This is a genomic window from Pirellulales bacterium (assembly GCA_019636345.1).
Lineage (GTDB): Bacteria > Planctomycetota > Planctomycetia > Pirellulales > Lacipirellulaceae.
Window position 1 is genome coordinate 219,376 of sequence record JAHBXQ010000001.1, and the last position, 25,058, is coordinate 244,433.

General features: G+C 66.2%; 16 protein-coding genes. 8 read left to right on the plus strand and 8 right to left on the minus strand.

The features are described 5' to 3' along the window. Positions 1 to 56: 56 nt before the first annotated feature. The 5 genes from KF688_00810 to KF688_00830 form a co-directional block, all read right to left on the minus strand. A complete protein-coding gene (locus KF688_00810) occupies positions 57 to 1,037 on the minus strand; it encodes an HTTM domain-containing protein (protein ID MBX3424192.1) in 981 nt (326 codons plus the stop codon). Beyond that, positions 1,034 to 1,846, minus strand: a complete 813-nt coding sequence (locus KF688_00815) for a hypothetical protein (protein ID MBX3424193.1) — start codon at positions 1,844 to 1,846, stop codon at positions 1,034 to 1,036. The genes KF688_00810 and KF688_00815 overlap by 4 nt, the downstream gene beginning before the upstream one ends. 195 nt (positions 1,847 to 2,041) lie before the next feature. Continuing rightward, the gene (locus KF688_00820) at positions 2,042 to 3,076 is read right to left on the minus strand and encodes a TIGR03000 domain-containing protein (protein ID MBX3424194.1); all 1,035 of its coding nucleotides are present in this window, start codon (positions 3,074 to 3,076) and stop codon (positions 2,042 to 2,044) included. Between the two features lie 184 nt (positions 3,077 to 3,260). Further along, positions 3,261 to 4,514 (minus strand): protein-L-isoaspartate(D-aspartate) O-methyltransferase, encoded by a 1,254-nt coding sequence (locus KF688_00825; protein MBX3424195.1) that lies wholly within the window; start codon positions 4,512 to 4,514, stop codon positions 3,261 to 3,263. 192 nt (positions 4,515 to 4,706) lie between these two features. Then, positions 4,707 to 5,759: an HD domain-containing protein gene (locus tag KF688_00830; protein ID MBX3424196.1), complete on the minus strand. Its 1,053-nt coding sequence runs from the start codon at positions 5,757 to 5,759 to the stop codon at positions 4,707 to 4,709. Between the two features lie 310 nt (positions 5,760 to 6,069). Between KF688_00830 and KF688_00835 the strand changes: the two genes are divergently transcribed. From KF688_00835 to KF688_00845, 3 genes are all read left to right on the plus strand, one after another. After that, the gene (locus KF688_00835) at positions 6,070 to 7,362 is read left to right on the plus strand and encodes a PQQ-like beta-propeller repeat protein (GenBank protein ID MBX3424197.1); all 1,293 of its coding nucleotides are present in this window, start codon (positions 6,070 to 6,072) and stop codon (positions 7,360 to 7,362) included. A 553-nt stretch (positions 7,363 to 7,915) separates the two neighbouring features. Continuing rightward, positions 7,916 to 11,608 carry an SEC-C domain-containing protein gene (locus KF688_00840; protein ID MBX3424198.1) on the plus strand — a complete coding sequence of 1,231 codons (3,693 nt, stop codon included), beginning with the start codon at positions 7,916 to 7,918 and terminating at the stop codon, positions 11,606 to 11,608. A gap of 131 nt (positions 11,609 to 11,739) precedes the next feature. Then, positions 11,740 to 13,140 (plus strand): 3-deoxy-D-manno-octulosonic acid transferase, encoded by a 1,401-nt coding sequence (locus tag KF688_00845; protein MBX3424199.1) that lies wholly within the window; start codon positions 11,740 to 11,742, stop codon positions 13,138 to 13,140. Between the two features lie 9 nt (positions 13,141 to 13,149). Here the strand turns inward: KF688_00845 and KF688_00850 are convergent, their stop codons facing one another. Next, positions 13,150 to 14,001, minus strand: a complete 852-nt coding sequence (locus KF688_00850; GenBank protein MBX3424200.1) for a hypothetical protein — start codon at positions 13,999 to 14,001, stop codon at positions 13,150 to 13,152. 189 nt (positions 14,002 to 14,190) lie between these two features. On the opposite strand from KF688_00850, the gene KF688_00855 reads away from it, so the two are divergent. Then, entirely contained in the window at positions 14,191 to 15,216 is a 1,026-nt protein-coding gene (locus KF688_00855) for an ABC transporter ATP-binding protein (GenBank protein ID MBX3424201.1), read from the plus strand. 336 nt (positions 15,217 to 15,552) lie between these two features. Next, on the plus strand, positions 15,553 to 16,092 hold the full coding sequence (locus KF688_00860; GenBank protein MBX3424202.1) for a hypothetical protein: 540 nt from the start codon (positions 15,553 to 15,555) through the stop codon (positions 16,090 to 16,092). Between the two features lie 113 nt (positions 16,093 to 16,205). On the opposite strand, the gene KF688_00865 is transcribed toward KF688_00860, so the two are convergent. Further along, positions 16,206 to 17,615, minus strand: a complete 1,410-nt coding sequence (locus KF688_00865; protein MBX3424203.1) for a HAMP domain-containing protein — start codon at positions 17,613 to 17,615, stop codon at positions 16,206 to 16,208. Positions 17,616 to 17,695: 80 nt separating this feature from the next. On the opposite strand from KF688_00865, the gene KF688_00870 reads away from it, so the two are divergent. Continuing rightward, entirely contained in the window at positions 17,696 to 18,298 is a 603-nt protein-coding gene (locus KF688_00870; GenBank protein MBX3424204.1) for a hypothetical protein, read from the plus strand. Positions 18,299 to 18,331: 33 nt separating this feature from the next. Here the strand turns inward: KF688_00870 and KF688_00875 are convergent, their stop codons facing one another. After that, positions 18,332 to 20,242: an endonuclease gene (locus KF688_00875; protein ID MBX3424205.1), complete on the minus strand. Its 1,911-nt coding sequence runs from the start codon at positions 20,240 to 20,242 to the stop codon at positions 18,332 to 18,334. A 282-nt stretch (positions 20,243 to 20,524) separates the two neighbouring features. Between KF688_00875 and priA the strand changes: the two genes are divergently transcribed. Both priA and KF688_00885 read left to right on the plus strand, forming a co-directional pair. Next, positions 20,525 to 22,849: a primosomal protein N' gene (gene priA, locus KF688_00880; protein MBX3424206.1), complete on the plus strand. Its 2,325-nt coding sequence runs from the start codon at positions 20,525 to 20,527 to the stop codon at positions 22,847 to 22,849. Between the two features lie 344 nt (positions 22,850 to 23,193). Beyond that, a complete protein-coding gene (locus KF688_00885; GenBank protein ID MBX3424207.1) occupies positions 23,194 to 25,047 on the plus strand; it encodes a HAMP domain-containing protein in 1,854 nt (617 codons plus the stop codon). The last annotated feature ends 11 nt before the right edge of the window (positions 25,048 to 25,058 follow it).

Here is a 25,058-nt window from a genome sequence, read left to right on the forward strand (position 1 = left end):
CCTGTTCGTCCCAAGGTCCGATAGTCCCATCTTCCCTCGCCGCGAGGTCGGACTAATCAGCCGACCTTCTTCCCCACGAGCGCCAGCGAAATGCGGGCGGCAATCGGGTCGACGAAGCGGCGGACAGTCGTCGGCTGCAAGAAGCTGAGATTGGCGATGATCATCGCCGTGCCGAAGGTGATCATCCCCATGAACAAGGCGATCCCGCCGTGGACGCACAACGCCATGCCCAGCACGATCGGGCGCGTGAAGCGGTTCCAGACAAGGCAGCAGTACAGGATTTCCCAAAACACCGTCGCATGCGTCAGCAGCGCGGTCAGCTTCGGCCAGTCGGCCGTCCACAGCAAGCTGAACGAGCGGTATTCGGTGATTGCCGCGGCCCACCAAAGCGCGGTCCCCAATTGCCAAGTCTGGCCGTCGAGCTTCGGCAGACCCGAGAACAGGTAGAAGATGCAGAGGTGAACTTGCAGCAGGCGCATGGCTAGGTTGGCCCCGACGCTCTCCGCAGGTTCGCCGGAGTCGCCCCGGCGGAGTCGCCACAACCGGTCGAGCGAATACCGAGCGCCGCACGGCCCGAGAACCAAGTACATGGCGAGCATGCAGTTGACTTTGTCGAGCCCGAAGAACGCCCCCGGCGTCACGCGATGGGCGTAGCTGATCGCCAGCGGCAGCGCGAGCAGCGCTGCGATGCGGGAGAAGAACCCTGCCGCAAGCGCCGCAAACACGAGCAGCGCAAGCACGTGCACGGTCCACAAGAGCCACGTCGACTCGATCCAAAAGAAGACGCTCCACACCGACCACGGGGCGGGGAAGTCTCCGTCGGACGCGTGCATCAGCCACACGGGGACGTATCCCTCGGGGCCGATGAAGCCGCTCAGGTCGAGCGACCAGATCAGGTGAGTGTAAAACAGCATCCCCCCGGCGAGCAGACGGATGAGCGACAGCGTGGCCGGGTCGGTCGGCGAGAACCAGAACGTATTCCACGCGCCCCAGGCGTCGGCAAGATAGGCGCGGAGCGCAGCGACGAGGCTCTTCATCGGGTCACCCCCGGGATTGGCGTGCCGGGGGCGGGGATGGACTCGTCGCGGGTCGGCCGCCGGGGGCCGGCCCCCTTGCGATGCGTGAGCGTGCCGACCGTTTGATAGGTCGAGGGATCGTCGGTGCGCATTCCGTCGAGCACCTGCTGCGGCGTGAGCAGGCGGTGGATCCGCAGCGTCATCCGCACCGACGAACCGCCGTGCTGCGCGAGCAGGTACTCGCCGGCGGTGTCCTCGGTCCCCTCGAGATCGTGATCGGGCGTCTGAGTCTGTTCGACCAGCATCATGTGACGGTGATAGAACAGCCGTGGCCACTGATCGCGCAGATCGGGCAGACGCCCCTTGGCGATCGTCTCGCCGCGGTCGTCAAGGACTTCGTAATCGACGACGTGCGCCACGGTGGGATTCGGCGAGAAGAATTCGTAGCCGTTGTTGATGTAGAGCAGATTGGCGTAGTGGCGGAAGAACCAAGCCAGCGCGTCGAGCAGCGGCGGGCGCTGGACCTCGACGCCGACTTCATTCCAACGATTCGGCGGCAATTCATTCCCGCGGGCGTCGCGCGCCATCTCGCCCGGGGGGAGCGCGGGGGTCGCCTTAAAGGGGGACGCGACCCACAAGAACCACGGCGGCACGAACACCGCCGCCAGATGGAACAGGATGGCCGCGGTCAAGAGCATGCGCAATCCCGGGCCCCACGGCATGCGCGGATCGCGCGAGCCCTTTTCGCGCGGGGGCTTGCGCGGCTTCTCGCCGGCTTGGGGGCCGGGCTGCGAGCCGGCGGGGCGATCGGGCTGCGGTTGTTTCGCCATCGTGGCTGCACGCGAAGAACCAAAGGGGACGCCCCCGGTCGTCGCGCAAGCCGCTCGCACGATTCCCACGCCCGGATGCCGCCGCCAGAGTCCCCTAAGCAAACGAAAAACCCCCGCATCGGTCAACGCCGATACGGGGGTCAGTGGGTTTCACGAAGATTTTGACCTAGCCGTCCAGGTCGGATTCCAGGGGCCTTAGCGGACCGAGGCGATCCGGGTGTCGGCCTCGTCGAACGTGAAGGCCAGCTCGTAGGACTGCCCTCCCTCGATCGAGAGGGTCTCTTCCTTGACGATTTTCTGGCCGTCGCGGGTCAACTCGACGCGGACGACGTAGCCGTCCCACGTCTGACCGGCCGCCAGGCGATCGGTCGCAAAGGTCCGCGACTCGCCGGTCTGGCTGGTCTCGGCGCCGGCGAGGTAAACCTTCGCCTCGGCGGGAACCGACACCTTCAGCTCGGTCTTGGCCGGCTCGGCGGCAGCGACGCTCGACTCGGCTCCGAACGCCAGCGTGGCGGTCTGACCTGGCTGCAAGCGGACCTGCTTGTTCTCGACGACGGTCTGGCCGTCGCGCTCGAACTCGACCCGCAGCTTGTAGGAGTAGGTCATCCCTGCCGACAGGCCGCGCGACACGAAGTGGCGGTCGGCCCCTTGGCTGGTGGTCGCCGAATCGTTGACGAACACGCGGGCCTCGGTCGGCACGGCGACCTGGATCGCGGCTTCGCCTGCATCGGCCAGGGCGGGGCTGGTCGTCACGCTGCCGACGCAGTCGGCGCATTCGACTTCCACCGGAGCGCTGTAGACCTCATAGGACCCGTAGCTGCCGCTGCTGGCGTAGCTGCCGGCCGAGCCGTAACTGCCGCTGCTCGCGTAGCTGCCGGACGAGGCATAGCTTCCCGACGAGGCATAGCTGCCGCTGCTGGCGCGAGCGGCCTTGCGGGCGTGCCAGCGGGCGAACAAGCCGGCGCGACCCGAGGAGCCTGCGCTGCCCGAAGAGGCATAGCTGCCTGAGGAGGCGTAACTCCCCGCCGAGCCGTAGCTTCCCGAGGAGGCATAGCTTCCGCTGCTAGCGTAGCTGCCCGAGGAACCATACGAGCCGTAGCTTCCGCCCGAGCCATAGCTGCCGTACGACCCCCTGTGCCGAAAGGCAAACGCATCGCCGGCCGTCATGGCCACCAACGTCGCGGCAAGCGCGACCATTTGCCAATGTTTGGCAGTACCGTGGAATCGCATGTGTGGTTTTCCCCCGCTGTGATCGAAGACAAAAAACGACGCAATTGCCGGAGATCGGGCCGCTGCGGGCCTTTTCCGGGATCATGGCCAGAATAGCATCCCAGCGGGTCAATTCAAGGAATCTAGGGGATTTTGCCGGGATTTGAGGGTTGGGGGGATGGCGCAGAGCCAGGCGGCCCGAGGCCTAAGGGTCGGCAACCGGTTCAAGCCGTACGGCCGTCACGTCGAGCCGACCGGTCCCCCCGTGCATCCCCAGGCGAATGTTCGCCTCGCGCGCCGCAAGCGGCACGCGGACCACGGCCGACTCGCCCCGCCAATCGAAGCTCCCCGACCAGGGCCCCAAGACGATTGTGTCGATCACCGCCCGGCGCTGGTCGAAGAAGGTGATCATCGCCCCGGCCTGCTCGTTGGATTGCAGCCCGGGGGCGAGATTCTCGGCGCGGATGCGGAGCGAGAATTTGAGCCGGCCGACCCATCGGCCGTCGATCGCCAAACCCTGCAACGCGCGGGAAGGGAGCCCTGGCTCGTTGTTGGCGAACCGCAGAAACGTGGCGGGCTGATCGGACGGTGCGGCCAGAGCGTCGGTCGATTTGACCGCTTGCGTCGCCCGCAAGTAGTGCCATCCCGCGGGTTGGTCCGAGTCGCCGACGAGTTCGGCGAAGTCGCCGTTGACCGCTTCGGGCCGAGTCGGGTCGGGCTGCTTCTCACGGGACTTTTCCGCGGCGCCGGTCATCGGCACGAACAGCGTCGCCTGCAGCGCCTCGCGTTCCAGCTTGCCGTTGCGTTTGACGACGCGAAAGAGATTTTGTTGATATCGCTCGCCGACCGGGATGATCATCTCCCCCCCCTCGGCCAGTTGCTTGACGAGCGGCTGCGGAATCTGCTCCGGCGAACACGTGACGATGATCCGATCAAACGGCGCGTGCTCGGGCCAACCCTGGTATCCGTCGCCGATCCGTACGTGGACGTTGTCGTACCCGAGCCGTTGCAAGGTGCGCTGCGCCCGTTTTCCCAGCGGCTCGACGATCTCAATTGTGTAGACGTCCTTCACAAGCGGGCTGAGCACGGCCGCTTGATAGCCGCTGCCTGTGCCGATTTCCAAAACGCGGTGTTCCGGCTTGGTGCGGAGTTGTTCGGTCATGTACGCCACGACGTAGGGAGGCGAGATCGTCTGTTCCTCGCCGATGGGGAGCGCCGCGTCGTAGTGGGCGTACTGGCGATACGCGGCGGGCATGAACTCGTGCCGCGGCGTGGCGCGCATCGCGTCGAGGACTCGCGGATCCTTCACCCCCGCGGCGGCGATTTCTTCGGCGACCATTTTCTCGCGCGCCGCGGCAAAACCGTCGGCGGCACGCGCGGGCGCCAGGAGCGTCGCCAGGGCGAGGCAGCTCGCGACGACCCGAGCAAACCCGCGTGCATGAGCCTTGGGCGCCGGCATCGGACGGCGCCGGCGAGTCTCTTCCAAGTCCAATCGGCGAGAAAATGCGGGAGTGCGCGGCTCCGCCGAGCCCGTGCTGCGCAGCCCGCGCGGAGTCTTGCATGCCCGATCTCGGATCCCAGGCGCCGATTCGGGGCGGCTAATCGACGGCGGGCGACCTAGGCTGTCTCGGTCGACGAACGGCATCTCGCTTCACTCCGCTTCCTGGTCCGAAGGTTCGCCGCGGTAGATCTTCTGCCGCAGCGGGTTGCGGGCGCTGGTGATCGGCCCGGACGTCGCGTCGTCGTTGATCGCGTCGATCATCATCTGCAGTTTCGCGTCGATGTCGTCGGCGTAGTGGACGAGCAGCGCCTCGAGGGTCATCGGCGGCTTGGGGGCGCCCCACTCGGGGAGCCGCTGGTGCGCGACGATCACGTGTTCCAACCGCAGCAGTTTGTCGGGATCGATCGGGTGCTCGACCGCCGCTTCGCGCAGCATGTCGCGCCCCTGAAGGATGTGGCCGATCAGCGTCCCGGGGATCGTGTACTCGGCCCCGGCGGCGGTGGTTCGCAATTCGCGCAGTTTGCCGATGTCGTGCAGCACGCCGCCCGCCACGACAAGATCCTTGTCCAGCGGCGGTTGCAGTTCGGGGTAAAGCTCGCGGTACTTGTCGGCCAAGTAGACGCAGGTCCGGGTGACGCTGAGGACGTGCTCCAGAAACCCGCTGCGGTGGGCATGGTGATTCTGCGTCGCCGCGGGGATTTCGCAGATCAAGGGACGGTTGTCGCCGAGCATCGCCAGCACCAACTCGCGGACCGCCTCGTCGGCAACGTGCTCCTCGACCAGCCCTGTGAGGGCCGCGTACATTTCCTGCGGATCAAACCGCGAGGCCGCCACAAGCTGGGCCGGATCGAACCCCTCGAGTCGATCCTCTTCGGTCACGGGACGGATGCGGCGGATTTCCAACTGCGGGCCGTAGCTCGTTTCGCGATAAAGCGCCCGCAGTTTGTAGAATTCGCCCGGCTGCCACTCGTTGCGACACGCCGCGGCCAGCGGCGAGTCGTTCCAGATCGGAAAGCTCACCTCACGCGCGGCGTCGCAAAACGTGACGCGGTCGTAGGGCTTGCCGTCGCGCGTGGCGAGTTGCACCTTGCCGGAAAGGAGGGCGAAAAAATCCGCCTCCTGGCCATCGGTCAGCTCCGAGAGCGGCGTGATCGCCGCGGGGAGCGGCAGCGTCTTCTGCAAATTCGCGGAGCTTTTGGCCATCGGGCGTTGAGGAGGTGCGGTGAATTGGCGAACACGAACGGCGGTTTCCTCAAGCATTGTAAGGACTCGCTGCCAGCATTGCAGCCGACTCGATGTTTCCTGTGGCGCGGGTCGGACTTCACGGCCGCGACAATACCTCCGTGGTCTCCGTGGCGAATCCCTCGCTTGCCGGACTTGGCAGATCTTCTGGACGTCCTGGGTCGGAGCCTAGCCGAGGCCTCGATTCAACGAGACAATGACGCGGGTTGCTTCTCCGGCTGGTCTGGCAAGCGAGCGACAGCCGGAACTCTCAACGACCTGAGGAACTGTGATGTACTCGGAAAAGACCACCGTGCTGCGTGCGTTTGCGGCGATGATGCTTGCGGTCCTGGCGGGTTCGGCCCGAGCCGACGAGCTCGCTGCCGATTGGCCGCAATGGCGCGGGCCGCAGCGGACCGGCGTCGCCCCGGCGGAGCCTGCCTGGCCCGAGTCGCTGGGAGAGGACGCGCTCGTCGAAACGTGGCGCGTTCCGCTGGGACCCAGCTACTCGGGCCCGATCGTGGTCGGCGAGCGGGTGTTCACGACCGAGACGCGCGATCAGCAAGTCGAGCGGGTCGTCGCCCTCGATCGCCGGACGGGCGAGCCGTTGTGGGAAGCGTCGTGGGAGGGAGCGGTCACGGTTCCCGTCTTCGCCGCGGCGAACGGCAGTTGGATCCGCGCCACGCCGGCCTCCGATGGCGAGCGGCTGTACGTCGCGGGGATGCGCGACGTGCTTGTCTGTCTCGACGCGGCCTCGGGCGATGAACTGTGGCGGGCCGACTTCGTCGAGCGCTACGGCGCCGACGTCCCGGCCTTCGGGTTCGTCTCCTCGCCGCTGGTGGACGACGGGAGCGTCTACGTTCAGGCGGCCGAATCGGTCGTCAAGCTCGACAAGCTGACGGGCGAGTCGCTGTGGCGCAGTGCGATCGAGTCGGGAGAAATGAACTCGGCGTTCTCCTCGCCGGTGATGGCCGAACTTGCCGGGCGGCGGCAGCTCGTCGTCCAGACTCGCAAGGCTCTCAAGGGACTCGACCCCGACGATGGCGCCGAGTTGTGGTCGCAGCCGATCGAGGCGTTCCACGACATGAACATCCTGACTCCCACGGTCGTCGGCCCCGACCGCGTGTTCACCAGCGCCCACACCGGCCGCAGCCAGTTGTGGCGACTGGCGGCCGCGGAGAGCGGTTACCAAGTCGCCCAGGCATGGGCCGAGAAGTCGCAAGCCTACATGTCCTCCCCCGTGGTGATCGACGGGCACGTCTACATGCACCTCAAGAACCAGCGGTTCGGCTGCCTGGAACTGGCCACCGGCGAGGAAAAATGGCGCACACGGCCCTACGGGCGTTATTGGTCGATGGCGGTTCAGGGGGACATGATCCTCGCGCTCGACGAGACGGGAGAGTTGCTGTTGGTCAAGGCGACCCCCGACCGGTTTGAACTGCTCGATTCCCGGCGGCTCGACGTGAGCGAGACCTGGGCTCACGTGGCCGTCTGCGGCGGGCAGGCGTTTGTCCGTTCGCTCAATGCGCTGATCGCCTTCCAGTGGAAGCCGCTCGAGGAAGCCAGGGGGGGCTCAGAGGACTGACTTGCATGGGGGTTGGCGCTTGCCTGGGTTGAGCGGGCATCGGCTTGCCGACGATTCCCCTGTTTCCGGAGCGTTTTTCCCCAATCTGGGGGGACTCGCCGGCGCTGTTGCGGTTTACGACGGGGCTCCAGGTGCAGGCATCCGCCGACTCACTTGAATCTCATTCAGAGGCTCGCATTCCCCTGTTTTGCCAGTTCTCCGTATTCCCCCCAGCGGTCGGGCTCGCCTTGACCCCTTTTTTCCGTCGCAATAAACTTTTTGCTGCGAGGAAGTTGCGCCGAATCTGCGCGCCCGCTGCGGGCGCGCCTCCCGGCGCCGCATCGCAGGCGACAGCAGTCGCCCGAACAATCCGTTGACGTCACCGCCCGCCGGCGTACTTGATCGCCGGCTGGCCTTTCCGTCGGAGCCCCTCCGCGGCCGCTCGGCGTCGTCGAGCGCCCTGGCCGCGTTGCGTAAATAACGAGTCGCCCAGTTTGTCGCGCGGCCCCGGTCACGGAGGCGCCGCCGCGGGCCGAGGCGCGCCACACAAGCAAGTCATTAGGCGAAGCGAACAATGGAAGTCTTGGAACGAATTTGGGAACTCGTCGCCGGCATCGGCAACGGAATTCTCGGCCGATTCGAGCGGCTGATCACCGCGCTATTCGGGTCGGCGAACGCCCGGTTTCTCAAGAAGATGCAGCCGAAGGTCGCCGCGATCAACGCGCTGGAGCCCAAGTACGAGGCGATGAGCGACGAGGAGCTCCGCGAGCAGACGGCGATCTTTCGCCGCCGGCTCGACGCGGGGGAATCGCTCGACGACCTGCTGGTCGAAGCGTTCGCGGTCGCACGCGAGTCGGGCCGACGCTTCCTGGGGATGCGCCATTACGACGTCCAGCTTATCGGCGGCATGATTCTCCACAGCGGCGCGATCGCCGAAATGGTCACCGGCGAAGGAAAGACGCTGGTCGCCACCTTGCCGGCGTATCTCAATGCGCTCTCCGGCAAGGGGGTCCACATCATCACGGTGAACGACTACCTCGCGCGCCGCGACATGGAGTGGATGGGCCCGCTCTACACGAACCTGGGACTCACCGTCGGCGCCATCCAGGGCGGCATGGACAGCGGCGAGCGGCAGAAGGCCTACGCCTGCGAAATCACCTACGGCACGAACAACGAGTTCGGGTTCGATTACCTGCGCGACAACATGCGGATCGCCGCCCGCGGGGACGACCGTTACCCCAAGCGGGATCAGCAGGCCCAGGGGAAGCTGAATTTCGCGATCGTCGACGAGGTGGACAACATCCTCATCGACGAGGCCCGGACCCCGCTGATCATCTCCGGCCCGGCTCGCGACGACGTCACGAAGTACCTGAAGGCCGACAAGATCGCCCGGCAACTGATCCCCGACGTTCACTTCGAGGTCAAGGAGAAGGAGCACTCCGCCAGTCTGACCGACGAAGGGGTGCGGGCGGCCGAGAAGCTGGCCGGGGTGGAAAGCTTCTACACGGCCGGCAACATGCAGTGGCCCCACTTGATCGACAATTCGCTCAAGGCTCACCACCTGTACAAGCGCGACGTCAACTACGTCGTCCAGCAGGGGCGGGTGGTCATCGTCGACGAGTTCACGGGCCGACTCATGGAAGGTCGGCAGTGGAGCGACGGCCTGCATCAGGCGGTCGAGGCGAAGGAAGGCGTGCCGATCAAAGAGGAAAATCAGACCCTGGCGACGATCACGCTGCAGAACTTTTTCAAGCTTTACAACAAACTCGCCGGCATGACGGGGACCGCGCTCACCGAGGCGGGCGAGTTCTGGAAGATCTACAAACTCGACGTCATCGGCGTGCCGACGAACCGCGCGATGCAGCGGATCGAGCACCCCGACGTCATCTACCGCACCGAGAAGGAAAAGTACGTCGCCGCCGCCGACGAAATCGAGCGGCTCAACCGCTATACGACCGTCGAGCTGAAGAACGGATCGTGGTGCATCGGCAAACTGTTGAGCGAGGACGATACTTCGGTCGTGATCGAGGATATCGACACCCGCAAGAAAGAGACGATCGGCCGAGACAAGGTCAAGCACGTCCAACCCCCGGGGCGACCGATTCTGGTCGGCACGGTGTCGATCGAGAAGAGCGAACGACTGAGCAGCCTGCTCGACCGCCGCGGCGTGAAACACGAGGTGCTCAATGCGAAGCATCACAAACGCGAGGCCGAGATCGTCGCGCAAGCAGGACGATTGGGCGCCGTGACGATCGCCACGAACATGGCGGGGCGCGGGACCGACATCATCCTCGGCGGCAACGCCGAGACGATGGCATGGGCCCAATTGCAGGACAAGTACCCGACCCGGCTCGAAGTGCCCCACGACGAGTGGGACCAACTGGTCCACCAAATCGAACGCCGCGAGAAGATGAAAGAGCAGGGGGCCGAGGTGAAGGTCCTCGGCGGTCTGCACATCATCGGCACCGAACGCCACGAGTCGCGACGGATCGATCTGCAGCTTCGCGGCCGGTGCGGTCGTCAGGGAGACCCGGGGAGCAGCCGATTTTATCTGTCGTTGGAAGACGACCTAATGCGGATTTTCGCCGGCGAGTGGGTCAAGAACATCCTTACCCGCATGGGGATGAAGGAGGGAGAGGCGATCGAGAGCAAGATGGTCACCCGCCGGATTGAAGGCGCCCAGAAGAAGGTCGAGGAGCGAAACTTCGAGATTCGCAAGAATCTGCTCGAGTACGACGAGGTCATGGACGAGCAGCGGAAGCGGGTGTACGGCTACCGCCAGCGGATCCTCGACGGCGACAACTGCCGCGACCTGATGATCGAGATGATCGATCGCCAGATCGACCACGCCCTGGAGACGGTGCTCGACCCTGATTACGGCGCCGAGTCGTTCTCCGCGGCGGCGGGGGCGGCGCTGGGGGTGCAGCTCGAGCCGCGCGACTTCCGCAACACGAGCGCCGACGACGCCGTGCGATTGGCGTTTGCCGAGGCCGCACGGCAGGCCGAGTCGCAGGTGTACGACGCCATCGAGGAGAACCTCCCCTCGGACGACGAGGAGGATCAGTGGAACTGGAACGCGCTTGCGCACTGGTCGAACACTCGCTGGGGCACGAACTATCGCGACCGCGATCTCAAGAAGATCGGCCGCGCCATGCTCGACGAGCAGCTCGTACACGACGCTCGCAAGGCGCTCGACGGGGTCGATCTGGGGCCCTGCGCCCGGTATTTGGAGCCCGATCACGGCGTCAAGACCGCGTGTGCGTGGCTTCGCGACAAGTTTGCCGTGGAACTTTCTCCCGCCGACATGGGGGCGATCGAGCCGAAGGAATTCCGCCGGCTGGCCCTCGAGCGGGCCCGAGCCGCCTACGACGAACGAGAGTCGGAGTTTCCCGTCCTGGCCGGCCTGGTGCGATTCGCCCAGCGTGACGCCACGGGGCAGAAGGTGGGGCTGCATCGCGAGGAGCTCGTCGCCTGGGTCAAGCAGCGGTTCGGCGTCGACATGTCGCTCGACGACCTGCGCAGCAAGCAGCGCGACGAGGTCGTCAAGATGCTCGTCGAGTACAGCCGGCAGAGCAGCCGCCGGGCGAATGAACTGGCCCTAGAAGGCGCTCGTCGCGTCGACGCCCTGTTTGCCGAGGGAGGTTCGCAGACGACTCTCGGCCAAGCGACCGGTAACAACGGCAAACTGGACGATCTGGCCGGCTGGCTCCGCGAGGCGTGCCAGTGCGAGGTCGACCAGCAGCAACTCGCCAAGCTCGACCAGGACGAGGCCCGCCGTCGCGTGATGCAGGCGATCGAGGACCGCTACCGTCCTGAGATGCGCCGTCTGGAACGGTCGCTGTTGTTGCAAATTCTCGACCAGGGGTGGAAAGAGCACCTGCTGACGATGGACCATCTGCGCTCGAGCGTCGGCTTGCGCGGCTATGCCCAGGTCGATCCGAAGGTCGAGTACAAGCGCGAAGGGATGCGACTGTTCGAGGAGATGTGGCGTTCGGTGGGGAACTACGTCACCGATCTCATCTTCAAAATGGAACAACTCGACGAGGGTTTCGTCGGCAGCACCTGGAAAGAGTCGGCCGCGATTCACGAAGAGGCTCCCGCCGCGGCCCAGATGTCCGAGCAGCAGCGGGCCGCGATCGAGGGGAGCGAGGGGCAGACCAAGGTCGAGCCGATTCGCAATCGCGAGGAAAAGGTGGGCCGCAACGCCCCCTGCCCGTGCGGCAGCGGCAAGAAGTACAAGAACTGCTGCGGCGCCCGCGGCGGTTGATCAGACGGTCGTTTATCGCAGAGGCACGGAGATCGCAGAACGGGGCGTCCCGAGTCCTTCATTCTCCCCTTGTCCTATGGGGCGTCTTGCTCCTCCTCGGCTAGATCGAAAATTCTCGGGAAAGGATTCCCATGTCGCGCCCCATCGGTTGGCTGCTGAACTGCTGCTACGCGGCCGTCATCATGATGGCGTCGCCGGTCATCTCTTGGCGCATGTTGCGGCAGGGCAAATACCGCACGGGGTTTGCCGCCAAGTTCTTGGGTCGCGTTCCTGTGCGCAGCGGAGAGGCGCCCTGCATCTGGCTCCATGCGGTAAGCGTCGGCGAGGTCAACCTGCTCGCCACGACGATCGCCGAGTTGCGGCGGCAGCGACCCGATTGCGACATCGTCGTCTCGACGACGACAGTCACTGGGTTCGAGCTGGCGCGGAAGAAATATGCCGCGTACACGGTGTGTTATTGCCCGCTCGATTTCTCTTGGGCGTGCGCCGCGGCGGTGAACCGCCTGAGGCCGAACTTGTTGGTGCTGGCGGAGCTTGAGTTGTGGCCCAACCTGATCGCGGCGGCAAAGCGCGGGGGGGCGAAGGTCGCAATCGTCAACGGGCGATTGAGCGACGCCAGTTTTCGCGGATACCGCCGCCTGCGGCCGCTCGTGGCCCGAGTGCTGCGACAACTCGATCTGGTCGCGGTGCAGGACGAGGAGACTCGTGCGCGGTTCGCGACGCTGGGCGCCAAGCCGCAGTCGCTCTTCGTCACCGGTTCGGTGAAATTCGACGGAGCGGAGACTAATCGAGGCAATCCACGAACTGTGGCGCTCAAGTCGCTCGCGGGGATCAGGAACGCCGATCGGGTGGTTCTTGCCGGCAGCACGCAAGCTCCCGAGGAACAGTATGCGATCGACGTGCTCCGCCGGCGAATGGCGACCGGCGTCGACGGGGCAGGGGAGGGCTCGTTGCGGCTGATCCTCGTCCCGCGACATGCCGAACGGTTCGAGGACGTCGCGCAGTTGGTTGCGGCCAGCGGATTGCCCTGGACGCGGCGGTCGCAGCTTGGGGGCCCCGTGGGCGACTCTCTCCGAGAGTCGCCGGCAACTCTCGGAGAGAGTCGCCGGCATAGCGGCCCGCCGTGGCAAATTCTGTTGGTCGACGCGATCGGCGAGCTCGGCGCGTGGTGGGGGACGGCCGACGTCGGGTTCGTGGGGGGCAGCTTCGGCAGCCGCGGCGGGCAAAATATGCTCGAACCCGCGGCCTACGGCGTGCCGACCTGTTTCGGGCCCAACACCTGGAACTTCCGCGACATCGTGCGACGGCTGCTGGCCGTTGATGGTGCGCGGGTCGTCCGCAACGCCGGCGAACTGGAGGAGTTCGTCAACCGTACGCTCGACGAGCCGCACGAGGCCGCGGCGCTTGGCGCACGGGCGCGACAACTCGTCTTGTCGCAACAGGGGGCGACGCGGCGAACAGTCGAACTGCTCGGGCCGCTCGTCGCCGAGCCCATCGCCTCGGCGGTCGACGCCCGCGAGCAAGCGGCGTAGGGTCGCCGCTCAGCGCGTCGCCTTCGCCTCCTCCGCAACGTGTTCATGGTCGCGGATATGCTCGGGACAGTAGCAGACCTGCCCTGCGCACTTCGAGCAGTACCGGAACAGCGTGCGGGGCGATTCGTCGCTGTCGAGCCCGCAGACCCGGCACTCGTGCCGCGGCGGCTTGAGTGCGGAGCGAGCCTTGGCCTCGAAGGCGATCCGGCGATGGGCGGCGCGGGCCTCGCGCACATGATCCAGCCCGAAGAACAGGAAGTAGTTCAGCACCGACGCCCCGACCAACAGCGCAGCGAGCCAGCCACCAATGTAGACGGCGTACGCCATCATCGCCCACGCCAGCCATGCCAGCCAGCGAATTTTCACAGGCAGGACGAAGAACAAATAAATCGTGTACTCGGGGAACAACCGGGCGAAACCCAAAAAGACCGTGCCGTACAGAAAGTAGTTGGACGCGGCGATCGGGGCCAACTCGAACTTGCCGTCCGGCCCGAATCCTCCCAAGATGGCCGCCCCCGCAAACGCGGCGAGGACGTTGGCGAGATAGCCGATTGCGAAGTACAGGTTGTACCGAAATCGTCCGAGGTGGTGTTCGACAGCCGTGCCGTACAAATTGAACAGCAAGAAGTGAAACAGCACGAACAGGGGGCCGATCGCCGGCGGCAGGAACAGAAACGTCGCCAATCGCCAGATTTCGCCGTCGACCACTTTGGCCGGGACGAGCATGACGTTTTCGATATGGGCGCCCTGCGGCAGGCTCGTCAGCACGTACAGCAGCGCTTGGCCCGCGATCAGCGCCAGCGTCAAGTTAGGAACGGCGTAACGGCCGAAGCGGGCTTCGAGGCGTTTGAGGAGCGGCATTGGGGAGCGGTCGTCGAGTGCGTTCGAACGGCATGATCTTCGAGCAATTATCCGGTTTTCGCGCCGACTTGACTACCGCAACCCCGTCGCGATCTCTCGCCCGCAAACAAGCGCCTCGCCGGGGCGGTCGCCGGAGCCCGCCGGGCGTCCTGTCCCCCGGCGGGCTCCGCTCGTATAATCCCCCTCGCCATGAACGCCATCCAGATCCGTAACCTGCAGAAGTCCTACCGCGTCTATCAGAAAAAGGAAGGGCTGGGAGCTTCGCTGGCCGGGCTGTTCCGCCGCGAGTATCGCACCGTCGAGGCGGTCAAGGGGATCGATCTCGACGTCGCGGCAGGGGAGTTCGTCGCCTTCCTGGGCCCCAACGGCGCCGGCAAGACGACCACCCTCAAGCTCTTGTCGGGAGTGATCAGCCCCACCGGGGGCGAGGCGACCGTGCTGGGGCACGTCCCGTGGCGACGCGAAAACGACTATCGCCGCCGGTTTGCGCTGGTCATGGGGCAAAAGAACCAACTCTGGTGGGACCTCCCCGCCCAGGAGTCGTTCAAGCTTCATCAGAAGATCTACCGCATCGACCCCGCCGCGTTCGAGCGGTCTCGCGACGAATTGTGCGACCTGCTCGACATTCGCCGGTTGCTGTCGCAACCGGTGCGCGAACTGTCGCTGGGCGAGCGAATGAAGATGGAGCTGACCGCGGCGCTGCTCCACTCGCCCGAAGTGCTGTTTCTCGATGAACCGACGATTGGGCTCGACGTGATCGCCCAGCACAACATCCAACAATTCCTCAAGCACTACCAACGCGAGCGGAAGATCACGATCCTGCTCACGAGCCACTACATGAAGGACGTCGCCGCGCTTTGCAAGCGGGTGGTCGTCATCGCCCGCGGCGAGATCGTGTACGACGGGTCGCTGGCGGGGATCGTCGACCGGTTCAGCGGACACAAGGTGCTGACCGTGCAGTTCGCCGACGGCGAGGTTCCCGGCGATCTCGCGCGTTACGGCGAGGTGCTGGAAACCGCGGCTCCCAAGGCCCGGTTGCGGGTCGAGCGGGCGTCGATCGCCAAGACGCTGTCGGCCGTTCTGGCAGCCCACGCGGTCGAGGACGTGAGCGTCGAGGACCCGCCGCTCGAGGAGGTCATCGCCGAGATGTTCGCTCGCAGCGAGCAGTCGCACGCGGGCGAGCGCGACGCCGCGCAGGAACCGGCGCGAACCTGATCTTTCGCTTCCGTCGCAGCGAGAGTCAAGCTCGCCCCCGCCGGCAGCCGATATCAGGAGTTGGCGGCCGACGCACGTCGCGGGTCGAACTCGATTTGACCCGCCGGTGCGTCGCAAACTAAAATTGAGCGGGCAAGGCAGGCCGCCGCAGGCCGCGTCTTTCCCGCCATATAATGCGACCCAACCGTCCGGTGGATGGGTCGCCCCGCCGCGTGCTGTGCCTTCGTCCGAAATTGTTCGGGGGAGAGCATGCGCGGAGCTCTCCGCCGGGCGTTGCCGAGTCGTCGGCAACCTGGGTCGCGGTCCCTGTCCCGCCGCCCCAGGAGCCCGCCGCCGATGACCGCAGCCGATTCGAGCCGCAGCGACCTTGTGCGTCGCTTCTTCGCCGGGGTCACTGAGTACGCCTTCGCCGGCCGGTTGGGCGTGGCCGATCCGCCGTTGATCGACTATCTGACCGAACTGCTCGTGCGGTTCGTCGCCTGCGACGCGGTTTACGGTTTGAGGACCCCCCGCGGCGAACGGCTCGCCCTGGTCGCCGACATGCTGGCCGAGGCCCAGGCGCGGCAGGGCCCGGCGCGGCGACGCGTTCATCGGCACATCGGCGACTTCACCTTGTTCTGGTCGGGAGTCTACCCCGAGATTGCCGAGCGGATGCGCAAGGCGTCGTGGAAAGACAGCCTGCTCGACTACGAGGATCAAGGGCGACGGAATTACTACCTCGCCAGCCAACTCCCCGCGGACGAGGCCTCCCCCCCGGACGACGTGCTCGCCCGCTTGAGCGACAACTTCCAGTTGTGCGTCTACGGCCTCGGCGAGGTGCGCAAAACGTGGGAAGATCGCGAAGGGGAGAGCGGCGCTCCGATTCTGTTTGGTTGAGCGCCGCGAGCGAGTCGAATTCACGAACACACGGCAAGCGGAGAGCGCGAGCCTCCGGTTGGACGGATGTGCGAACGCTTCTCGCACGGGGCTCGCGCGCCCTGCTCGCCGTCTTACGTCCGCTGGCCGCTGGGCAGCGAGACGGTGAAGGTCGCCCCCGCGCCTTCGCGGCTGTCGCAGCGAATCGTGCCGCCGTGGGCCTCGACGATCGTCTGGCAGATGCTCAGCCCCAAGCCCGTGCCGCGGGTCTCATTGCGCTGGCGGGCGCGATCGCCGCGAAAAAACCGCTCAAAGACGCGGGGAACGTCGTCGGCGACGATGCCCGGTCCCGTGTCGCGGACCTCCAGCACGACGGCTCGTCGCGCCGGGTCGTCGGCGAGCGACACGATCACTTCTTCCCCAATGCGACAGTACTTTACGGCGTTGTCGACCAGGTTGTTGACGACTTGCCGCAGGTGCTGCTTGTCCCCCGGCACGACGATCCCCTCGGCGATCGACGCCGCGAGCCGCACCCCCTTTTGCTCGGCGACTCCGTGAAACATCTCGACGCTCTTGGCGACGATCGAACTGAGCGGGGCTTCGCCGCGAACGTCCCGCTCCAGCGCACCGGTCGCTTCGGACAACAGCAGCACCTGATTGACCAACGTCTCCAGCGAGGCGGTCTCCTCGATCAATTCCTCGAGCAAATGGCGATAGTCGTCCTTCGAGCGATCGGCTCCCAGGGCGACCTCGATCGAACTGCGGATCGCCGCGATCGGGGTTCGCAATTCGTGGGCGGCATTGGCCAGGAAGGACCGCTTCTCGGCGAGATACGCTGCGATCCGATCCAGCAGACCGTTGATCGTCAGCGCGAGCCGGTCGAACTCGTCATTTGCGCCGTGGTAGGGGAGCCGCTCGTCGAGTCGGGCCGGTCTCAGCCGAGCGGCGGTGGCGGTCAGCGACTCAAGGTCTTTCGTGGCGATCCCCGCCAGCCAATACCCGCAAAACGGGGCGGCCAGCAGGATCAACGCCGCGATCCCGCCGAGGATCCGATCGAGCCTCGACAAGTCCTGGCGGAACATATCGAGCGAGCATCCCAGTTCGACGTCCGCAATTCCCAGCGCATTCGCCGGGGCCGCCGTGCGAGTGACCCGCAGCGATTCGTGCTCGTCGGCGCCTCGCGAGGGGCGCTCCGCGTTGTTCGATTTCTCGGCTCTCTCGTCCTCGCTGCTCCAAACCGTCCGCCCCTCGACGTCGGTGAGCGAGACGAACCAGCCGTGCTTCGCGTGCCCGACCGTCTTGCGTCGCAACTCGTCGAGGAGCGACTCGAGATCACCCGCGGGCGTTTCGCGGACGGCCAGCTCGATGATGCGGACGTCTTCCTCCAGAATCTGATCGATCTCGCGCAGCAACGTCCACTTCACGGCCTGACGCAAGCCGAGGAGCGCCAGCAGCGTGATCGCCGCCACCGCCAGCGCGTTCCAGCCGGCGATCCGAAATCGAATCGAGCGGAACAGCGAATGGAGAATGGCGGGAGTCGGCATGATACGGAGTCAACCCTCGGAGCAGCCGTTCACGGATTTTGTATCAACAGCGTGTGGAACGGGCGTCTTTGGAAGAGGGCGTGAACGGATTGTTCGAGGAACCGGAAGGCGGAGCGTCCTCGTTGGTCGCAGGCGGCCGGGACGGTCCAGATGCGTTCGGACCGCCGTTGGCCGGCGTCGTCGCGGGTTCCTCGCGTCAGCTTGCGATCTTGGGCCGCAAAGCGGAACCGCCGCTCCATCGCGTTGTTCGTCGGCTCTGCACGGGGAGCGCGCGGCGACCCTCGTCGTGGGACGCCGCCAAAGCCGCGCTCGCCTTTTGCACGACCGTCGCCAATTCGCCCGTGCTGATCGGCGAGCAACGCCGCCAGGCGCGGGCCGATCAGGCCCCCGTGCACGGCCTCGCCAGGCAGCGGCGCAGCTTCGATGCGGCCGCTCGGCTCATGCCGGTACAACGGCGCACGATGCTCGACGACGTCGTACAGCTGAGCTGGTCGCGGAGCTCGACTTGCTGCACCACGCGGAACGGGTCGAGGGGATGCCAGCCCTGGACCGGCTTCGACCACTCGCCGGTCCAAGTGCGATCGATCTGTTCGGCGGAAACGGCGCCTACTGACGCTCCTGCTCAGCCAGCAGAAGCTCCGGCCGTTCGCAATTCCGACACGCTCCCCGTCGCGATCCCATGATGCGACAAAATATCTCACCGATCCCAATTCCTCCTAAGTCAGTTTCGAAAGCCGAGAACGGCTACGGAGAGGCGAACAACGGCAGGTCGGCGTACGACGGCGGCGACGGGCGGCGAAGGGGGCCAGGAAGAGGGACAGGGCCGCGAGCGAGAGCGTCGCGGGTTCGGGGACGGCCGCGGCGTGGACCAAGCTGTCCGGGGAGTCGCCGAATTGCGATTGCCATACGACCAGATCGTCGGCCGTTACGCTGCCGTCGCCGTTTGCGTCGCCTTGGGCGCGCGTGGCGCCCGCGAGCGTCCCCGCATGGCGCTGCCAGACGAGGAAGTCGGCGCCGTCGACAAAGCCGTCGTCGGTGAAATCGGCGGAATCCGCGGCGACGACGACTGAGCCGGTCAGCATGAGTTGCATCGTGCCGAGGTTGACGGCGCCGGGAAGGTTCTCGTCGGAGAAGCTGAACGTGTAGGTCACGGCAAAGTCGCCGACTGCGGCGGGATTCAGCGCGGCGAGGAACGAGCGGTGTTCGCCCGCGGCGAGCGCAGCGGCGCCGGTGAAGGGGGCGGCGTTGATGGTCAGTGCGGCCGTATCGCCGCTGCCGAAGATCTGATCGAGTTCCAAGGCGGCCGTGTAGCCGGCGGTCGACGCGAGATTGAAGATGTCGAACGAGAACGTCGGGGCGGGCCCTCCCGCGATGATCGAGCCGAAGTCGTAACTGAGGGCGGTCGTTTGGGCGAGCCCCTGGAACGACGGCTTCGCGTGGTCGAGCACGGCCAGCGAGATCTGCACCACGTCGTTGGCGTCCTGGGCGCCGCGGCCGAGTCCGGAGCCGGTCGTGACGTCGAGATTGTCGACCACGACGGTCCCGGACTTCAGTCCGGCGGTCGCCGTGCTGGTGCTCAGCCCGACGGAGATCGAGCGGCTGCCGGCGCCTCCCGTCGCGAAGGCGTTGTAGCGTCCCGTGACCGAACTGGTCGCGGCGCCGCTGGCGACGACTTCGAAATACGTCCCGGCGGCGCCGGTCTTGTTGAGCGTGACCGTCTGGGCGGCGGGGGTCGGGGCGCCGACGAGCACCCGTCCCAAATCAACCGCCAACGTCGAACCGCCGTTGCTGCCGAGGGTCGCGCCGGCCAGCGCGAGTTGGCTGTCGTTGTTCTGGTTGGCGAAGACCGACCATGCGTACTCAGGCCGATCGACGAACGGATTGCGATTGTTCTGGTAGCCGAAGACGGTTTGGTTGCGGCGGCGTTCAAACTCGTCGGGAGGGACCAGATAGTGCCACTCCAACATGCGCGCCAAGTCGCCCATCGTGGTGCTGGAACCGGTCAGCGCGGGCGCCCCGTTGACCAGTTCCAGGTTCGTCGTGCTGCCGTCGGACCCGTCGTAGCGCACCGCCATATAAAACGACTGCCGGGCGATCATCCCCGCGTCGGCGTCGCCGGGGTACCACACTTGGTTGCCGCCGTCGATTTTCACGCCGTACGCCTGTCCGTAGGCGCCGCCGAAGTTGAGGTTGCCGCGATCGTTGTTAAGTTGCGGATTGCTCGGGCGGAGCATGTGGAGATCGCTCGAATCCGGGCCGCTGGAACCGACCCCGCGGGCCTGCGGCCACACGTGCTCGCGATTCCACGAGACGCCGCTGTCCCACCCCGGGATGCTGCCCCCCAGATTGGAAATGTCGAGCGAGACGCGGTTGTAGACCAGGATGATGCGATTGGCGTTGGTCGGATCGCGATCGGTGACTTGAAGCAACGTGCGCGCAGCATCGTACGAGTGGACCGTGTGCCCGTCGATGATGTCGTGCAGTTGATTCTTGAGCGTAGCGCCTGTGCCGGTCGCGGTGGAGTAATAGGTCGGCGATGGATCGTACGCGTCGGCCGGCGCGGCTGCCGGCCGGAGCGCGAGCAGCGCGACGACTGCCGCGACGGCGACACGAGACAGGAAGATCATGCGGCGGGGCAAGGCGGGGCGACGCGAAGGGGCGATTGGGGCGGCTTGAGACGCCCGCGCGGGGCGATGCCGAGAGGCGGTCACGATGCACCTATCCTAAGCACCCGCGGCAAATCCCGCCACGACTGGGAACGGGGCGGAATTCCGCAATAATAGGAGCGCCTCGCCCGGAGGATGCCAATCGGCCCGCGAATGGCGCGAATCGATGCGATTTCGGTCGGCCGCGACTCGCGACATTCGCGGGCCGATCACGCCCTCGGGTTACGGAAACCGGGATCCAGCATGACGAAACGGACTTCAACGCGGCAGCAAGACCTGTTCGCCGACGATCCCGAGCCGTGGGAGCAGGACGCGGCCGCTCTGAAGTGCGTGGCCACGATCGTGCTGTCCGAGGGGCCCGATGCGGAGTTCGATTACGAGGCGCCCCCCGTATTTCGCGACGCCGATCGGCCGGAGCGACTGCTCGAGGTCGGTCGGCGGGTGCGGGTCCCCTTCGGCCGGGGGAATCGCGAGGTCGTCGGCTACTGCGTCGCGATCGAGAACAAGCCGGCGACCGGGCGTGCGCTCAAGGCGGTCGCGGCGGTGCTCGACGAGCAATCGCTGGTCTCCCCGGCGATGATGCGGCTCACGCGGTGGATGGCCGACTACTATCTGTGCCCGTGGGGGCAGGTGCTCGACGCGGTCGTCCCAGCCGGGGTGCGGGGCCGGGCGGGGACCCGCGCGGTGAAGTTGCTGTCGCTCCCGGACGACGTTCGGCAGCAGTTGCGGCGAGTCGATGCGCTGCCGCTCAGTTCGCCCCAGCAACGCAAGGCGCTCGAAACGCTGGCGGCGACGCGGCGACCAATGACCGCGGCCCAACTGGCCCAGCGGGCCGGTTGCACGACAGGGCCGATTCGTACGCTGCTCAAGCAGGGACTCCTCGAAGAACGGACCGAGCGGGTCGACACGGGCGAAGCGGTCGACGACGCTCCGCCGCGCGAGTCGGGACTCGCGCTCAACGCCGATCAACGCTCGGCCTTGGAGCAGATCGTCGCGGCGCTCGACGCTCGCGAGGCCCGCGGCATGCTGCTGCACGGCGTGACCGGCAGCGGCAAGACCGAAGTTTATCTGCAGGCGATCGAACACGCGGTGGGATTCGGTCGGCAGGCGATCGTGCTGGTGCCCGAGATCAGCCTCACTCCGCAGACGGTGCGACGGTTTCGGGCGCGGTTCGATCGGATCGCGGTGCTCCACAGCCGGCTGACCGACGTCGAGCGGCAACGCCATTGGCGACGGATCGCCGCGGGCGAGGTGCAAGTGGTCGTCGGCGCCCGCAGCGCGGTGTTCGCCCCGACGCCGCACCTAGGGTTGATCGTCATCGACGAGGAGCACGAGGCGAGTTTCAAGCAAGACTCGGCGCCGCGGTATCACGCCCGCGACGTCGCCTGGCGTCGAGCGCAGGCCGAGGGCGTGCCGTTGGTGCTGGGGAGCGCGACCCCCGCTCTCGAGAGCTGGCAACGAGCTCGCACGGGGGAGTTCGCCCTGTTGGAACTGCCGCGGCGGGTGCTCGATCGGCCGATGCCCGAAGTGGCGATCGTCGACCTGCGCGAGGGCGCCGAATCGCGATTCGCCAGCGGGGCGATCTCGCGGCGGCTTCATCAAGCGATGCACGCAGCGCTGCGCGACGGAGGGCAGGTGATCCTGCTGCTCAACCGCCGGGGGTTCTCGACGCACCTGCAATGCCCGGCCTGCGGCTACGTCGCCAAGTGCGAGCACTGCGACCTGTCGCTGACGTTCCATCGGCAGGAGCACGTCGTGCTGTGCCACTACTGCGACTTCGAGCAGGCGCCGCCGGAATTCTGCCCCGACTGCAAGAGCGGCGCAATCCGGTACGGCGGCTTGGGCACGCAGAAGCTGGAGGCGGAGATCCGCGCGCGATTCCCCGACTACGCCTGCGCGCGGATGGACACCGACAGCATGCGCGGACGGACGAGCCACGAGGACGTGCTGGAGAGGTTTCGCCGCGGCGAACTGCGAATCCTGCTGGGAACGCAGATGATCGCCAAGGGACTCGACTTCCCCGGGGTCACGCTCGTCGGGGTGGTGAACGCCGACACGGCGCTCCACTTGGCCGACTTCCGCGCTGCGGAACGGACGTTCCAACTGGTCGCCCAGGTCGCGGGGCGCACGGGGCGGGGGGAGCGCGGGGGCCGGGTGCTCGTCCAGACGCTCAGTCCCGATCATCCGGCGATCACGGCCGCGGCCCGGCACGACTACGACGCCTTCGCCGCGGCGGCGATCGTCGAGCGGCGGGCCATGGGTTATCCTCCCTACGGCTCGATGGCCCGGATGGTCGTCCGCGGGGGGAGCGAAATCGCGGCCCGTGAGTCGGCCGAGCACCTCGGCGAGCGGCTCCGCAGCGCGGCAGCGGGGGACGAGACGATCCGCATCCTCGGCCCGGGGCCGGCGCCCATTCCGCGCCTGCGGGGGGAGCATCGCTTTCATCTGCAGTTGCAGGCCCCCCAGGTCGAGCAACTGCAGTCGATCATCCGCACGGCGACCGCGACGTTCGCCCCGCCGAAGGAGGTCCGCTGGATCGCCGACGTCGACCCGTGGGACATGCTGTGAGGGTGGAGAGGTCGGAGGTCGGCGGAAACGGGGAGGGCAGGGGGGCTGAGCGTGCGTCGCAAGTCGCGGCGTCCCCGCCGGCGGCGCGGGTGCGAACAACGGTAGTGACGCCATTTGCCAAATTGACGGGTGGCTGGGGTCGAACGAAGTGAGCCCCCAGCGGATTCCCTGGGGGCTTCGTTGCACTGCGACCCCAGGCGCCCATCCAAGGGCGCAAATGGTATCACTGCCCGAACAACCTGCACTTGGACGCCCCGGCGCCGCAGCCCTAGAATAACGGGTCGTCGCCGCAAACTCCCCCTGCCCGCAAGTTCCCGAGAAACTTGCCCCTCTGCCGTCTCGCCATGAGCTACACCGGTCTCAAACGCGTGCTCGGCGAGACGAATCTCGAGCGGAAGTGCCGGCTGCTCTTCGGCACGTGCCTGTTGATCCTCATCACCAGCAGCTTCTGGTGGTACGGCGCGCGGACCGATCGGATCGTGTTCGAGACGAACTCGTTCGTCGCGCGAATTCTCGTGAACCAGTCGCTGATGAAGGAACACATGAACGTGTTCCAGACGCGGCTGACTCCGCAAGCGAATCTGCAGGTCTCGGAGATCGACAAACACACGAACGCCGCCCTCGCACGGCTGCTGAGCACCAAAGATTTCGAATGGCAGATCCTCCATCCCGAGAACGAGCGGAACATCGGCCGGCCGACCAGCAATTTCGAGTGGGAGTTGATGCTCCGCTGGCAGCGTCTGGGGGAAACGCTCAAGACCGACAAAGACATCGACGAGGCCGAGCACACTGACGAAACTTGGGCGCAAGCCAATATCGTGAAGAAGATCGAGCCGGAGGACGGCGTCGCCGAGGTGAGCGACGCCGCCAAGAGCGAGCCGCGCGAGCGCAACTACTACCGTTATTACCAGCCGCTGTTCGCCCGCCAGGGATGCGTGGACTGCCACAAAGTCCAGCTGACCGACACGTACCCTGCGTGGCCGAACATGAAGGCGGGCGATTTGCTGGCGGTCATTCGCGTCGATCTGGACATGGATCGCACGCTCAAGAAGCAGGCGAAGAACCGTTCGCTGCTGCTGTTCTCGGCGATCGTCACCGTGGCGCTGGCGATGGCCGCGTTGTACGCGATCGTTCGCTACGTGATCGTCAAGCCGCTCAAGCATCTGCGCGACGTCAGCAACGCGGTCCGCCGCGGCGAGGTCGAGACGCGGGCCGTCATCCAAACGGGAGACGAATTCGAGGAGCTCGGCGCCGCGTTCAATCGCATGTTGCGACAACTGCTGCGGCAGCAGGACGAGCTGCGCGCCGTGAACGGCGAGCTCGACGGCAAAATCGACGAACTCGCCCAGGTGAACATGCGCCTGTACGAGATGAACCAGATTAAGAGCGACTTCCTGGCCACCGTCAGCCACGAGCTGCGCACGCCGCTCAACAGCATCATCGGGTTCAGCGATCTGCTGGCCAACATCGCCACGCTCGACGAGAAACAGCGGCGTTTCGCCGGCAACATCGAACGCTCCGGGAAGCAACTGCTCGAGATGATCAACGACATTCTCGATCTGGCCAAGATCGAGAGCGGCCGCATGGAAATCCGCGCGACCGAATTCGACATCGGGTCGGTCGTGTTGATGCAGTGCGACATGGCCCGCCCCTTGAGCGAACGCAAGCGGATCGATCTCGATTGCGAGGTCGCCCCCGGGCTGCCGCTCATGAAGCAGGACCGCGGCAAGATCGAGCAGGTGCTCAATAATTTGCTGTCAAACGCGATCAAGTTCACCCCCGACGGCGGGCAGATCCAAGTCTCCGCTCGCCAGGACGAATCGGGGGATTTGCGCCTGACGGTCGCCGACACGGGGGTCGGCATCAGCGAGGCGGACCAGACCGTCATCTTCGAAAAGTTTCGGCAGGGAAGCGTTGTGCAGCCCTCCGGCAGCGCGATGACTCGCGAGTTTTCCGGGACGGGGCTCGGGCTGTCGATCGTCCGCGAAATGTGCCGCCTGCTGGGGGGGGACGTCACCGTGACCAGCGAACTGGGCCGCGGCAGCGAGTTCGTCGTGCTGCTCCCCTGGCACGCCCCGGCGCCGATGCGGTTCGAGTCCCCGATCGCCGAGGAACTGCGCCAGCTGACCAAGCACCGCCCCGACTTGGCCGAGCTCCGCGCCATCGGCGGCAACGGGGCGACGGGGAGCAGGTTCTAGAACACGGGGGA